General features: G+C 71.9%; 11 protein-coding genes. 3 read left to right on the top strand and 8 right to left on the bottom strand.

The genetic code is table 11. The features are described 5' to 3' along the window. A partial coding sequence (locus tag AN218_RS15935) for a YibE/F family protein (protein WP_079132219.1) occupies positions 1–1,635 on the bottom strand: 1,635 nt, incomplete at its 3' end. A 313-nt stretch (positions 1,636–1,948) separates the two neighbouring features. On the opposite strand from AN218_RS15935, the gene thiC reads away from it, so the two are divergent. Continuing rightward, positions 1,949–3,784 carry a phosphomethylpyrimidine synthase ThiC gene (gene thiC / locus AN218_RS15930; RefSeq protein ID WP_070017546.1) on the top strand — a complete coding sequence of 612 codons (1,836 nt, stop codon included), beginning with the start codon at positions 1,949–1,951 and terminating at the stop codon, positions 3,782–3,784. 71 nt (positions 3,785–3,855) lie between these two features. Here the strand turns inward: thiC and AN218_RS15925 are convergent, their stop codons facing one another. Then, complete coding sequence (locus tag AN218_RS15925; protein WP_070017545.1) at positions 3,856–4,509, bottom strand: hypothetical protein; 654 nt, start codon at positions 4,507–4,509, stop codon at positions 3,856–3,858. A 94-nt stretch (positions 4,510–4,603) separates the two neighbouring features. Here AN218_RS15925 and AN218_RS15920 point away from each other — a divergent pair, with 94 nt between their 5' ends. Continuing rightward, positions 4,604–5,380, top strand: a complete 777-nt coding sequence (locus AN218_RS15920) for an IclR family transcriptional regulator domain-containing protein (protein ID WP_070017544.1) — start codon at positions 4,604–4,606, stop codon at positions 5,378–5,380. Positions 5,381–5,406: 26 nt separating this feature from the next. Here AN218_RS15920 and AN218_RS15915 read toward each other — a convergent pair whose 3' ends face one another. The 4 genes from AN218_RS15915 to dctA form a co-directional block, all read right to left on the bottom strand. Further along, positions 5,407–6,312, bottom strand: a complete 906-nt coding sequence (locus AN218_RS15915; protein ID WP_070017543.1) for an amidohydrolase family protein — start codon at positions 6,310–6,312, stop codon at positions 5,407–5,409. 147 nt (positions 6,313–6,459) lie between these two features. Beyond that, a complete protein-coding gene (locus AN218_RS15910) occupies positions 6,460–7,359 on the bottom strand; it encodes an SDR family NAD(P)-dependent oxidoreductase (RefSeq protein WP_079132218.1) in 900 nt (299 codons plus the stop codon). After that, entirely contained in the window at positions 7,356–8,081 is a 726-nt protein-coding gene (locus AN218_RS15905; protein WP_244900473.1) for a carboxymuconolactone decarboxylase family protein, read from the bottom strand. The genes AN218_RS15910 and AN218_RS15905 overlap by 4 nt, the downstream gene beginning before the upstream one ends. Further along, entirely contained in the window at positions 8,078–9,409 is a 1,332-nt protein-coding gene (gene dctA, locus AN218_RS15900; RefSeq protein ID WP_070017542.1) for a C4-dicarboxylate transporter DctA, read from the bottom strand. Before dctA ends, AN218_RS15905 begins: the two co-directional genes overlap by 4 nt. A gap of 620 nt (positions 9,410–10,029) precedes the next feature. Between dctA and AN218_RS15895 the strand changes: the two genes are divergently transcribed. Beyond that, complete coding sequence (locus AN218_RS15895) at positions 10,030–10,530, top strand: NUDIX domain-containing protein (protein ID WP_070017541.1); 501 nt, start codon at positions 10,030–10,032, stop codon at positions 10,528–10,530. A 104-nt stretch (positions 10,531–10,634) separates the two neighbouring features. Here AN218_RS15895 and AN218_RS39070 read toward each other — a convergent pair whose 3' ends face one another. Both AN218_RS39070 and AN218_RS15885 read right to left on the bottom strand, forming a co-directional pair. Continuing rightward, positions 10,635–12,086: a pyridoxamine 5'-phosphate oxidase family protein gene (locus AN218_RS39070; protein WP_420855974.1), complete on the bottom strand. Its 1,452-nt coding sequence runs from the start codon at positions 12,084–12,086 to the stop codon at positions 10,635–10,637. 282 nt (positions 12,087–12,368) lie between these two features. Then, positions 12,369–13,633 (bottom strand): globin domain-containing protein (locus tag AN218_RS15885; RefSeq protein ID WP_244900472.1); only part of this gene is annotated, 1,265 nt, incomplete at its 5' end.

Raw genomic sequence — 13,633 nt, 5'->3', positions numbered from 1 at the left:
GGCCGCGGCGCCGCCGGGCACCGCACCGTCGGTGTCCGGGCCCGCGGCCGCGGCCCTGCGCCGGCGGTCGGAGGAGACGACGAGGGCCGCCAGCAGTGTCGTCACCGGTACCGAGGCGACGAGGCCGATCGAGCCGACGAGCGTACGGACGATCTCCTCGGCCACGACCTCGCTCGTGGCGACCGTCGTCACACCGCTGCGGGCGATGGAGAACAGCAGCAGCAGCGGCAGCGCGGCACCCGCGTAGGCCAGCACCAGGGTGTTGACGACCGAGGCGATGTGATCGCGGCCGATGCGCATCGCCGACGTGTACAACTTCCGCCAGCCGGCGCCCGGATCGGCCTCCTTCAGCTCCCAGACCGCCGAGGTCTGGGTGACCGTGACGTCGTCGAGCACGCCCAGCGAACCGATCAGCACCCCCGCCAGCAGCAGGCCCTGGATGCCGATGCCCGGATAGAGGCCGTGCACCAGGCTCGTCTGGTCGTCGGTGTTGCCCGTCAGATGCGCCCAGCCGATGAAGACCGAGCCGAGCACGCCGATCAGCAGCAGCGATATCAGCGTCCCGATGACGGCGACGGACGTACGGGCGGACAGGCCGTGGCACAGATACAGCGTCGCCAGCATGATCGCGCTGCCCCCGACGACCGCCACCAGCAGGGGATTCGAGCCCTGGAGTATCGCGGGCAGGATGAACAGGCTCAGCACCGCGAAGCTCACCGCGAGACCGACCAGCGCGAGCACGCCGCGCAGCCGTCCCACCAGGACCACGAAGAGCGCGAAGACCCCGGCGAGCAGCGCCATCGGAAAGTCGCGGTCGACGTCGATGACGCTGTAGCGCAGCTCGCGCGGCGCGTTCGCGGCGTAGGCGACGACGACGTCCTGGCCCGCGGTGTAGGTGCGGGTGGCGTCGGGCGTGACGACCTCGGTGAACTTCGTGCCCTTGTCCTTGCCGGCCGCGACCTCGACGGTGGCCTTGCGGCACGTACCGCCGCCCTTGCCTCCGCCGCCGCCCTGGCCCCCCGCGTCCGCACCGCCGGCGGCGGCTCCGCCGGACTGGCCCCCGGACTGGGCGGGTTGGCCCGGCTGCACGTTGACGTCCTTGCAGTCGACCACGCGCACCGCCGTCACACGGGCAGGAAGCGTGGGCCGGTCGAAGCCGACGCCCTCGGGGCCGTCGTTCGCCGGTACGCCGCCGGGCCACAGCGCTACGAGCCCGCCGAGGACGACCACGGCGAAGGGGATCAGAACGGCGGCGATGACCTTGCGCAGATGCCGGGAGACGGGGGCGGCGGGGCCGTGGCCGTGGGTGTGGCCGTGCCCGTGTCCGCTGTGTCCGGTGGGACCGCTGGGACCGCTGGGACCGCCCGGTCCGGATCCGCCGGGACCGGGACCGCCGTGTCCGGGGCCGCCGTGGCCGGATCCCGGACCGGGCCTGGAACCGGGCCGGGGAATCGGCCCCGTGCCGGGCCCGGGAGCAGACCCCGGACCGGGCCCGTAGCCGGGCCCGCGAGCCGGCCCCTGCCCGTAGCCGTGGCCCTGCCCACGGGCGGCGCCCTGCCCCTGCTGCCCGTACGACTGCTGCTCGTACGACGGCTCGTACGATTCCCCGTACGACTGCCCTGCCGCGCCGGGCACTTGGCGCTCCCCCTCGCGCTCGCGTCCCGGAGCCGGGCCCGGGTACGGCTCGGCGGGGCCTGATGCGTGCCGGTCCCATGGGGACCGCGGAGTCGGAGTCACGCCCCGATCATCGCAAAGGGCCGCCTCCGGGGCGCCCTGTTCATCACCAGCGTCATAGCACTAGCGTGGAGGGGCCTTTGCACACCGCGGGAGCTCCGAGCACGGGGCTGAGAGGGCGCTGACCTCCGTACACCGGTCAACCGGCCACGGAGAACGCTGCGTCGACCGCCGAACCTGGTACCGGGTAATGCCGGCGTAGGGAGTTGGTCGCATGACCATGCAGGATGCACGTACCCCCGCCACCGAGGACGACGGCCGTCGGCTCGGCTGGCACAAGGGATATCTGAGCGGATCCCGCCCGGACCTGCGGGTCCCGGTCCGCCGAGTGCACCTCACCGACGGCAAGGACGTGACGCTCTACGACACGTCCGGGCCGTACACCGATCCCGCCATCGACACCGACGTGCGCCGCGGGCTGTCCCCGCTGCGCCGCAACTGGATCACCGAACGCGACGACACCGAGGAGTACGCGGGCCGTGAACTGCGGCCCGAGGACGACGGAATCAAGCACACCACCCCGCGCGGCGGCCTGGTCCGCGGCGCGGAGGGCGACCTCGCCGGACTCGACGCCGTCTTCCCCGGCCGTGCCCGCCGTCCCCGCCGGGGACGCGAGCGCCCGGACGGCGGCGGACCCGCCTCCGTCACCCAACTCGCCTACGCCAAACTCGGGTTGGTGACTCCGGAGATGGAGTACGCGGCGCTGCGCGAGCGTTGCTCGCCCGAGTTCGTACGGGACGAGATCGCGGCGGGCCGCGCCGTACTGCCCGCCAACGTCAACCACCCCGAGACCGAGCCGATGGTCATCGGCAAGAACTTCCTGGTGAAGGTCAACGCCAACATCGGCAACTCGGCCGTCACCTCCTCCATCGAGGAGGAGGTCGAGAAGATGACGTGGGCGACCCGCTGGGGCGCCGACACGGTCATGGACCTCTCCACCGGCCGCAACATCCACACCACACGGGAGTGGGTGCTGCGCAACTCGCCCGTGCCCATCGGCACCGTCCCCCTCTACCAGGCGCTGGAGAAGGTGGACGGCCGGGCGGAGAGGCTGAGTTGGGAGGTCTACAAGGACACCGTCGTCGAGCAGTGCGAGCAGGGCGTCGACTACATGACGGTGCACGCCGGGGTGCTGCTGCGCTACGTACCGCTCACGGCACGCCGCAAGACCGGCATCGTCTCGCGCGGCGGCTCGATCATGGCGGCCTGGTGCCTCGCACACCACGAGGAGAGCTTCCTCTACACGCACTTCGCGGAGCTGTGCGACATCCTGCGCACGTACGACGTGACGTTCTCCCTCGGCGACGGGCTGCGCCCCGGCTGCATCGCGGACGCCAACGACACCGCGCAGATGGCCGAGTTGGACACCCTGGGCGAACTCAACCGGATCGCGCGGGAGCACGACGTCCAGACGATGATCGAGGGCCCGGGCCACGTCCCGATGCACAAGATCAAGGAGAACGTCGAGCGGCAGCAGGAGGTCTGCGACGAGGCGCCGTTCTACACTCTCGGTCCGCTCACGACGGACGTCGCCCCGGGCTACGACCACATCACCAGCGGCATCGGCGCCGCGATGATCGGCTGGTGGGGCACGGCGATGCTCTGCTACGTCACCCCGAAGGAACATCTGGGGCTGCCCGACCGCGACGACGTCAAGACGGGCGTGATCACGTACAAGATCGCGGCCCACGCGGCAGACCTCGCCAAGGGCCATCCCGCGGCGCAGGACTGGGACGACGCGCTCTCCGACGCCCGCTTCGAGTTCCGCTGGGAGGACCAGTTCAACCTGGCCCTCGACCCGGACACGGCCCGCTCGTTCCACGACGCGACGCTGCCGGCGGAACCGGCCAAGACCGCGCACTTCTGCTCGATGTGCGGGCCGAAGTTCTGCTCGATGAAGATCAGCAGGGCGGTGATGGAGGAGTTCGGCCCCCAGTCACCGGACGGCGCCGACGCCCTCACGGAGGACGAGGTCCGCTCCGGAATGCTCGCGAAGTCACGGGAGTTCGCGGAGTCGGGGAACAGGGTCTATCTGCCGCTCACGGAGTGAGCGGGGAGGCCACGGAGTGACCGGGAGGGATTGAGGAGCCGGGGGCGGGCCGACGCAGCACGGCCCGCCCCTCACTCCTCGCCCCCTTCGCCCCCCACCGCCCCGTGAAAGCGGAACAGCCGGCGCTCCCGCTCGGTGACCTCGCGCAGCACACGTGCGCGCAGCGGGGTGCTCGTCGCGTGGCGGTAGGTCTCCGTCTCGAACAAGGCGGTGCCGGCGAGGTCGTGGACGGCGAGGAAGCGGGGGCCGGTGCCTTCGCGCAGGCGGAAGCGGCGGGTGCGCCACCAGCCCGGCAGGGTGTGCAGCAGGGGGATGTGCTCGCCGAGGTACCAGTCGTGCAGGGCCGCCTCGTCGCCGGTGCTCATCGCGACGCAGAGCGCGAACGGCGCCCGCTCCGCGGGCCTGGCGGGCAACTCACCGTGGGTGTCGAGGAGTTCATAGACCCGCCGGTCCAGCACTGCCAAGCCGTCCACGACGCGCTGCTCGCGCGGACTGCGCCCGCTGCGCAGCCGCGCGTACTCCGGGGTGTCCAGCGCGCCGGGGTCGAGGTCGTAGCAGGCCATCCAGGACGGGGTGCGCCCGTCCGCCGCCCGGTAGCGCAGGGCGTTGCGTACGCCGGGGACGGCGAGCCGTGCCGGGGCGTGCTCGGTGTCGTACCAGTCGTGGAACTCCTCCTCGGGCACCGCGCCCGGCTCCGACAGGACGTACAGCAGACCCTCGCTCATGGGGGAGATCCTCTCCGGTGACGGCGCCGGTGTAGCGTTTGCGGCGGTTGAACGGTGATCGTCCGGACGAGGTGCGACGGGGGAGGCGCGAGCGGTGTCACGCAGCGATCCCGACGTCATCGACTCGGTGGAGAAGGCCTTCCGCGTGCTGGAGTCCTTCTCGGCGGAACGCCCTCGGATGTCCGTGACGGAGGCCGCAGAGGCGGTGGGTCTCTCCCGGGCGACGGCCCGCCGGATACTGCTGACCTTCGAGCGGCTCGGCTTCGCCGAGACCGACGGCCGCCACTTCTCCCTCACGCCGCGCGTGCTGCGCTTCGGCTTCGGCTATCTCTCCGCGCTGCCGTACTGGGAGACGGCGCAGTCGCGGATGCGGGCGCTCGCCGACGAGCTGCGCGAGTCCTGCTCGATGGCCACGCTGGACGGCACGGAGATCGTGTACGTGGCGCGGGTGCCCGCCGCGCGCAGCATGTCGATCACGCTGAGCATCGGTTCGCGGCTGCCCGCGTACGCCACGTCGATGGGCCGTGTGCTGCTGGCCGCGCTCCCCCCGCAGGAGCTGGACGCGCTGCTGGCCGGCGTCCGGCTGGAGCCGCTCACCAGGAACACGATCACCGAACCGGAGGCGCTGCGTCGGGAGTTGGACCGGGTACGGGAGCAGGGCTTCGCCGTGGTCGACGGCGAACGCGAGGAGGGCGTGCGCTCGGCGGCGGCGCCGGTGCGCGGCCGGGGCGGCCGGGTGCTGGCCGCGGTCAACGTCTCCGCGAACGCGGCGCGGGTGCCGCTGGAGGAGCTGCGCCGGGTGTGCGTGCCACGCGTGGTGGAGACCGCGGAGGCGATCACGTCCGACATCGGCTACACCGGTCTGCACTGAGGAGACCGGGCGGCCCTCGTCCCGTGTCATTCCGGAGGCGCCGACGGCACCGGCGGCACCGGCGCGAAGCCGAAGCAGCGCACCGGGTTGTCGACGAGCAGCCGCCGCAGTCCCTCCGTACCGGGCGCGATCTCGGGGAGCAGATCGGTCAGGTCGCCGTCGTCCGGCATGAACCCGTGGGTGTTGGGGTGCGGGAAGTCCGTTCCCCAGACGGTCCGTTCGGGCGCGTCCGCGACGAGGAGCCGGGCGAGCGCCGCCGAGTCGTCCATCGGCGGCGGGGAGAGGGCGAGCCGGTCGGCGCCGCTGACCTTCACCCAGACCCGTCCGCTCTCCAGCAGCCGCCGCAGGGCGTGCACGGCCGGGCTCTCCAGGCCGTCGCGCAGATCGACGCGTGCCATGTGGTCGATGACGACGGGCAGCGGGATCGAGCGGACCAGCGCCTCGTGGTCGGCGATGCCGGTGCCCTGGACGTGGAGCGCGATGTGCCAGCCGTAGGGGCGTACGAGTCCGACGACGGCGCGGATCTCCTCCTCGCTCGGCGCCGATCCGAGGTGCGGGGTGAAGTGCAGCCGCGCGCCGCGCACTCCGGCCTCGTGGAGGCGGCGCACCTCGGCGGGCGGGGTCGAGGAGGTGACGATGGCGACACCGCGGTAGCGGCCGGCGCCCCGCTCCAGCGCGTCGAGCAGGGCGGAGTGATCGGTGCCGTGACAGGCCGACTGCACGATCACGGCACGCTCCAGACCGAGCAGGCGGTGCAGTTCCTCCAGGCGTTCCCGTGGCGCTTCGGGCGGGGTGAAGGTCCGCTCGGGCGCGTACGGGAAGGTGCTGGTGGGGCCGAAGATGTGGCAGTGCGCATCGCAGGCTCCGGGCGGCAGGACCGTACGGGGCGTGCGTGGCACGGCGACCGGCGGCGGACAGGTGGGTTCGTTCACGGGCTGGCTCCAGGCGCGAATACGGCGGCGGGGACGGGCAGTCGGGACATGCGGTCGTACGGACGGTCGGTACGGGCGGGCGGTACGGCTCCAGGTCCAGGTCCAGGTCCAGGTCCAGGTCCAGGTACGAAGTGTGCGCTCGGTCCGTCAGTCGCAGCGGGCGGTCATGCCGCCGTCCACGACGATCTCCGTGCCCGTGACGAAGCGGGCCTCGTCCGAGGCGAGGAAGAGCGCCGCGTTGGCGGTGTCGCGTCCGTCGCCCGTGAAACCGAGCGGGATGCGGGCCTCGCGCCGGGCGAGGAGCGCGGCGGTGTCGCCGCCGGCGCGCTGCCCCGCGAGCCGCGCCTCGACCATGGGCGTGTGGAGCTGTCCGGGGACGACGGTGTTGACGCGGATGCCGTCCGCGGCGTGCTGGACGGCGGCGACCCGTGAGAACTGGATGACGGCGGCCTTCGCCGACGCGTAGCCGATCTGCGGCGACCCGGTCCAGCGCAGCCCCGAGGTGGAGGAGGTGTTGACGATCGCGCCGCCGCCGCGCTCGCACATCAGCGGGACCGTGTGGCGGCAGGTGAGGTAGACGCTGGTGAGGTTGTAGTCGAGCTGGGACCGCCAGCCCTCCTCGTCGAGTTCGGCGGGGCCGCCGGCGCGGGAACCGCCGACGTTGTTCACCAGCACGTCGGGGCCGCCGAGTTCGCGGGAACAGCGCTCGGCCAGGGCGGCGACCGCGTCCGGGTCGGTGACGTCGCACAGGTGCGGGAGCACGCGTCCGCGTCCCGACCGGCCGGTGCGGCCGTGCCCGTCCTTCGCGAGGGCGGCGGTCTCCGCGAGCGCCTCCTCGTCGACGTCGACGGCGAGCACGGTGGCGCCCTCGCGGGCGAACAGCACCGCCGTGGCACGTCCGTTGCCCCAGCCCGTACCGACGGATCCCGCACCCGTCACGACGGCGACCTTCCCGGCGAGCCTGCCGTTCTCCGCCGGCGGCCAGGGATCGGGGGTACGGGGGGTACCGCGGGTGCCCTGCGCGGCGGTTCCGGTCTCCGCGCTCATGCGCCGGGCTCCTTCCGTACACCGCCGCACACGGCCGTACCGTCCCCGCTCTGCGAACCGTCCCCGCCGTGCGGAGCGCCCTCGCCGACCTCCAGCGCGACCAGGAAGCGCGAGACCAGGTTGTACGTGCCGACCGTGGCGGTCAGCTCGACGATCCCCCGGTCGTCGAAGTGCGGGCGCAGCGCGTCGAACACCGCCTCGGGCACGGTCACTTGGCGGGTCATGGCGTCGGTGTAGTCGAGCACCGCACGCTGACGCGGACTGAGGGGACTCACGTCGCCGCCCTCGTGCAGGGCCGCGAGCTGCGCGTCCGTGAACCCGGCGGCGCGTGCGACGGGTTCGTGCGCTCGCCACTCGTACGGTGCGCCGTTGAGCGCGGCGACCCGGAGTATCGCCAGTTCGCGGATGTCCGCCGGCAGTGAGCTGTGCTCCCGTACGGCTGCGAGCAGGCTGTTCCAGCCGTCCGCGACGGGCGGGCTGTGCAGCAGCATGCCGTCCAGCGGGGTCAGTCGCCCGCCCCTGCGCCGGCGGATGCGTTCCGCGACCTCGCTGTCGTGGCGGACGTGGTCGAGCCGGGCCATCGTGTTCCTTTCGCGCCGGTGCTGGTGGTGCCGGTAGTGCCGGTAGTGCCGGTAGTGCCGGTGGTACTGGTGCCGGTGCCGCCGCGGTACGGGAGTCGGAACCCGTACCGGTGCCGCTGCGGCCGCCGTCGGAGAGGTCACCGCTGCCGCTCCGCACCCGCAGCGGACTCGGCGTACGCGCCCTCGGCGGCCGGTTCCCGCCCGTACAGCACCGCCTGCGCACGCTCCCTGTCGAAGACGCCCTCCCAGCGGCTGACCACGATGCTGCCGAGGATCTGGCCGGTGAGGCTGACGAGTCCGCGCAGCGTGGACATGAAGCGGTCGATGCCGAGGATGAGCATGATCCCGGCGACGGGCACGGTCGCCGTCGTCGAGAGCGTGGCGGCGAGGATGACGAAGCCGGCACCGGCGACCCCCGCGCTGCCCTTCGAGGTGATCATGAAGACGGCGAGCAGTCCGAGCTGCTGCCAGAACGACAGATGCACGTCGAACGCCTGGGAGATGTAGAGGGCCGCGAAGCCGAGGTAGAGGCAGACGCCGTCGCCGTTGAAGGCGTAGCCGGACGGGACGGTGAGCCCGACGATCCGCTTCGGGCAGCCCAGGTTCTCGAGCTTCGTCATCAACTGCGGCATGACGGCCTCGTAGTTGGAGGTCCCCAGGGTGATGAGCAGTTCGGCCTTGAAGTGACGGTAGAGCCGCAGAACGCGGATGCCGCACAGCCGTGCCACGACCCCGAGCACGACCACCGAGAAGAAGACGCTCGTGACGAGGAAGAGCAGGACGACGCCGAGCAGCGAGACGAGGGTGCCGGTGCCGAACTTCCCCACGGTGAAGGCCATCGCCCCGAAGGCGCCGAGCGGAGCGAGATACATGATCAGCCGTACGATCCCGAAGACGGCCTCGCCGACGCGCTCGATCCCGCGCACCAGCCCCTCGCCGCGCTCTCCGAGCATCTTCACCGCGATCGCGAACAGCACGGATATCAGCAGCACTTGGAGCACGTTGCCCTCGGTGAAGGCGCCGACCATGCTGTCGGGGATGATCTGGACGATGAAGTCGTACCAGTGCTGCGCCTCTCCCTGTTCCAGATAGCCGCGGGCGCTGCCGGTGACGTCGGCCTTCGCCGGGTCGGCGTGCACGCCCGCGCCCGGCGCCGCCACGTTCATCACGACCAGCCCGATGATCAGCGCGATGGTCGTGAGCACCTCGAAGTAGACGAGGGCCTTCACTCCGATCCGTCCGACGCTGGTGAGTTCGCCCGCCGAGGCGATGCCCGTGACGATCGTGCAGAAGATCACCGGGGCGATCAGCATCTGGATCAGCGAGATGAACCCGGTGCCCACCGGCTCCATGGCGGCGCCGGCGCCGGGTGCGGCGAGGCCGAGGGCGGCGCCGAGGACGATCGCGATCAGGACCGTGACATAGAGCTTGCTGGTGAAGGCGCTTCTCAGGATCGCTCCGGCGGACATCGCCACTCCTCGTTCGACTGACGCACACTTGCACGCACTGCGAACGCAGTATTGGGGGCGGTCACTTCCGGGGTCAATACATGGGTCCGCACGGACATCGGCCGTGCGGACATCGACGCGCACAGGCATCCGCCCCGTACGGGCATCGGCTTCCGCGGAAGGGCGCGGACGGGAACGCGGATGCCGGCACCGCGAAACGGGCACCGAGAGAGAAAGGGCTTCGCGAGACGCGGCCCCGGAACGGGAACGGGAACGGAAACGGAAACGGAAACGGCGCGAACAGCGGGACCGGGGACGGCAGTTGAGCCGCAGCCGCGCGCCCGGAGGTCGCGGCGAGATCAACTCGGGCGCGACGAAGGGCGGTTCGAGGCTCCCCCCTCATGCCTCGAACCGCCCGGTCGCGGTTCGACGCGCGGAAGAACCGCTCGTTCCAGATTAGTTGACTCTGCGTCAATGTCCAGTGACAGAGACGACATTATCGATATACCTCTGTGGAGATATTCGCCACCGCATGTGCCGGTCCCGTGGTGTGCGGACGGAGCGGGCCCACAGGTCAGCATGTCCGTACATCCGCGCCGCGACGGGGTTTGACGTGGCCCTCCGCGGGCCAGACGTCTTCCATGGCCCATGAGCGTCCCGTGGTCAAGCGCACCGCACGCGCCGTGCTCCTCGACGAGGACGGCCCCGGCGCCCCCTCCCTCGTCCTGATCAAACGCACCAAGCCGGGCCGCGAGCCGTACTGGATCACACCCGGCGGCGGCGTCGAACCGGACGTCGACGGCAGCGTCGTCGAGGCCCTGCACCGGGAGATCGACGAGGAGTTGGGCGGCAAGGTCACGGACGTGGTGCCCGCCTTCGTCGACACCGTGCCGCACACCACCGACGACGGCGAAGCGGGCGTCAAGGTCCAGCACTTCTTCGTCTGCCGCCTGGCCTCGATGGACCTCTCGCGGCGGCACGGCCCCGAGGTGGACGAGCCGTGCGGCACCTACGAGTTCGTACGCGTGCCGTTCACGCGCGAGGGCATCGCGTCCGTCGACGTCGTGCCTCCCGCGCTCAGCGCGTACCTCGACAAGAACATCGAAGGCGTACTGGCGCTGCTCGCCGCCGACTTGGGGTGAGGCGGGAGCGGCGCGTCACACGCGGGACGCGGGACGCGCCGCCCGGCGAAGAGCACGTCCGAGAGCGGGAGTTGGGAGGACCGTGTCGCGGGAGAGCGCCGGTCTCAGCCGAACCAGCCCTGGAACGTGCCCCGTTCGTTCTCCGCTCCCCTGCGCTGCGCCTCGGCGAGCGCCCGCTCGGCCTCCTCGCGCCACGCATGCGGATCCGAACCGGCCCTGTGGAGACCGTCGTCGACGGCGGACTGCGCACCGCGCGCCGCGAGCGCGCCCGAGGCACCGTCCATCGCCGTCGCCCCCGTCTGCTCCTCCGAGCCGAACGAGGTGTACAGCGCGGACTGTTGCGGTCGCGAGGAGGTCTCCGGCCACTGCCGGTCGGGAGCGCGCCGCTGCTCGGGGACGCTCAGCCCCGGAGCCTGCACCTCCGGCACGCGCCGCCGCTGCCAGGGCGAATCGGGCGTCTCGCGTACGGCGTCGGTGGCGGTGGCCGTCGTCGTCTCGGGCCGGGGCTCCGGCTGGGTCTCCTCCCGTATGTGGCCCAGGAGTTCGCCGTACGAGGGCGAGGAGGAGAGGGAGGACGACGAGGAGGAGGTACGGGAGGACCGCGGGGCGAAGGCGGAGAACTCCGAGGACGTGGACGACTCGGCGGGCTCGGCCTGCGCCGACGGCTCCGCCCCGCGGACCGGCTCCCGGGACGTCCCGGAAGCCCCGGAGGTTTCGGAGGTCCCGAACTGCTCGGCGGATCCCGACGGTTGGGAGACCCCGGCCGTCCCGGAGACCCCCGACGCCTCGGTACCGGACGCGTGCTCACGCGCACCGCCCGCCTCCGCCGGCGCACGGTCCCGCGCGTCCCGCGCCGTACCGAAGAAGTCGCCGCCCTTGCGCTTGTAGTCGTCCGTGCCCCAGTCGCGTGCGGTGCGGCGGGGCGCCTTCTGCATCTGCGGAATGTGCTTCGCGCAGTGGATGTAGGCCTCTTCGACGTCCACATGCACCCAGAGCTGCGGCCGGCGGCCCGGCACCGGATCCTCGGGCAGCTCCGGATAGAGGGCGCGCATCTGCCCGTCCTCGACGAGGGCGGCCCGGCCGTTGATGTGCAGACCGATGCGCGCACGCGTGAAGTCGACGAGCAGTATGCCCAGATGAGGGTTCTCCTCGATGTTGCCGAGGCTCGCGTGCACACCGTTGCCGCGGTACTCCGGGTAGGCCAGGGTGCGTTCGCCGAGCACCTGGAGGAAGCCGGCGGGCCCGGCGCGGAAAGTGCTGTCGCACTCCCCGGAGGCGTCCGCCGTCGCCAGGAAGAACATCTCCTGACGCTGTACGAACTCCCGCATGCGCTCGTTCAGATGGTCGAGCACCTGCTCGTCGTAGAAGCGCTCGGCCCGGTCGGACGTGCCGAGCCGCCGCTGCACCAGCCGCTCGCCGTCGCTCCCGGGACGCCACTGCGCACCGTCGGGCGCCGCCCTGTCGTGTTCGGGCCGTGACCCGCGCTCGTGCTCGTGCTCGTGCCCCGTCCGTGAGTCCTGCCCGACCCACGGACGTGGCTCTTCCGCCTCAGCCACGCCGCTGACCCCTTCCGCTTCCGCTGCCCGGCGTTCCCGTACGGACGCCCGGCTCGTCCTCACGCTCGTGTGCTTGCCGTCGCTGTCGCTTGTGCTGCTTCTCGCGCTGCTCGTCGCTGCTCGTCGTGCTGGTGCTCGTACTCGCGCTCGTACTGGTGTCGGTGGTCGGCTTGTCGTCGTCGCGGTGCGTCCGGGCGTCTGGCGGGGCCTACGCGACCGTCCGCGTCCGCGCGGGCTCCGTGCCCCGCGGCCCGCGCCCCCGGCGTACACCCGTGTACGGGCTCAACCCGGGGTCCGTTCCCCGCTGTTGATCAGCTCCGCCAGCGAGTCGTGCCGTATCCGGTCGGCGCTGACGCCCGAGGCCACCAGCGCGTCCCGGCCGCGGCGGATCATCCCGGGCGGCCCCGACAGATAACCGTCGTACGCGGACCAGGGGCCGTGTTGTCTGACGGCGTCCGGGAGTTGACCGGGAAGGACGTTCGCGAACGCCGACCCCGGCGGGCTCGCGACCACCGGACGCACCGAGAGCCATCGGTGCTGCTGCTCAAGCCGCATCATGGAATCCAGGTCGTACAGATCGTGATCGCTGCGCGCGCCGTAGAAGACCTCGACGGGACGCGCGCGTCCGTGCTCGGCGACATCCTCCACCAGTGCCCTGATCGGGGCTATCCCCGTACCGCCGCCGACACACAACAACCCGCTGTCCGTCACATGGTCGACGGTCATGCTGCCCGCCGGCGGACCGAGGCGCACCACGTCGCCGGGACGTGCCCGGTGCACGAGCGCCGTGGAGACCCAGCCGGCGGGAACGGCCTTGACGTGGAAGGAGATCAGCCCGTCGGAGCGCGGCGAGGACGCGAAGGAGTAGTGCCGCCACACGCGCGGCCACCACGGCGTCTCGACGCTCGTGTACTGGCCCGCGAGGAAGGGATACGGCTGGTCCGGGCGGAGAGTGATCACGGCGATCTGCGGGGTGCGCAGCTCGTGCGAGACGATCTGCGCGTTCCACCAGGCCGGGGCACGCTGTGCGTCCTCGGCGGCGGCGTCGATCATGACCTGCGAGATCAGCGTGTACGCGCGGACCCAGGCGTCCTCGGCCTCCTGGCTCCAGGACTCGGGGGCGTACTCGGCGAGGGCGCCCAGCAGGCACTCGCCGACGGCGGGGTAGTGCTCGGGGAGCGTGCCGTACTTGCGGTGGCCGCGGCCCAGACCCGCCAAGTACTCGGTGAGCGTCTCCACTTCGTCGGCGAGACGCACGGCGGTGAGCAGCGCGCGGAAGAGCCGGTCGCGCTGGGCGTCCATGGAGATGGGGAAGAGGTCGCGGAGCTGGGGCTGCTGTACGAAGAGCAGCGCGTAGAAGTACGCGGTGGCGGCGTCGGCGTGCGGCTCGATCTCGTCGAGCGTGCGGCGGATGAGCGTCGCGTCGTGGGACCCGACGGCCGCGGCCAGCTCGGCGGCGGCGGACGGGCCGCCGTGCGGCGGGACTTGGGACCGCGGAGGCTGCGGGGCCTGCGGTTGCTGCGGCTGCGGCTGCGGCTGCGGTGTCG

The sequence above is a fragment of the Streptomyces nanshensis genome, assembly GCF_001751255.1.
Taxonomy (GTDB): domain Bacteria; phylum Actinomycetota; class Actinomycetes; order Streptomycetales; family Streptomycetaceae; genus Streptomyces; species Streptomyces nanshensis_A.
The sequence above is the reverse complement of the archived record's forward strand: the minus strand, read 5'-3'. Positions and strand labels throughout refer to the sequence as shown.

Bases quoted from the DNA above. Each gene is read 5' to 3' on its own strand.
- AN218_RS15910 (WP_079132218.1), bottom strand. From the start codon at position 7,359: ATGAGCGCGGAGACCGGAACCGCCGCGCAGGGCACCCGCGGTACCCCC.
- AN218_RS15925 (WP_070017545.1), bottom strand. From the start codon at position 4,509: ATGAGCGAGGGTCTGCTGTACGTCCTGTCGGAGCCGGGCGCGGTGCCC.
- dctA (WP_070017542.1), bottom strand. From the start codon at position 9,409: ATGTCCGCCGGAGCGATCCTGAGAAGCGCCTTCACCAGCAAGCTCTAT.
- AN218_RS15895 (WP_070017541.1), top strand. From the start codon at position 10,030: ATGGCCCATGAGCGTCCCGTGGTCAAGCGCACCGCACGCGCCGTGCTC.
- thiC (WP_070017546.1), top strand. From the start codon at position 1,949: ATGACCATGCAGGATGCACGTACCCCCGCCACCGAGGACGACGGCCGT.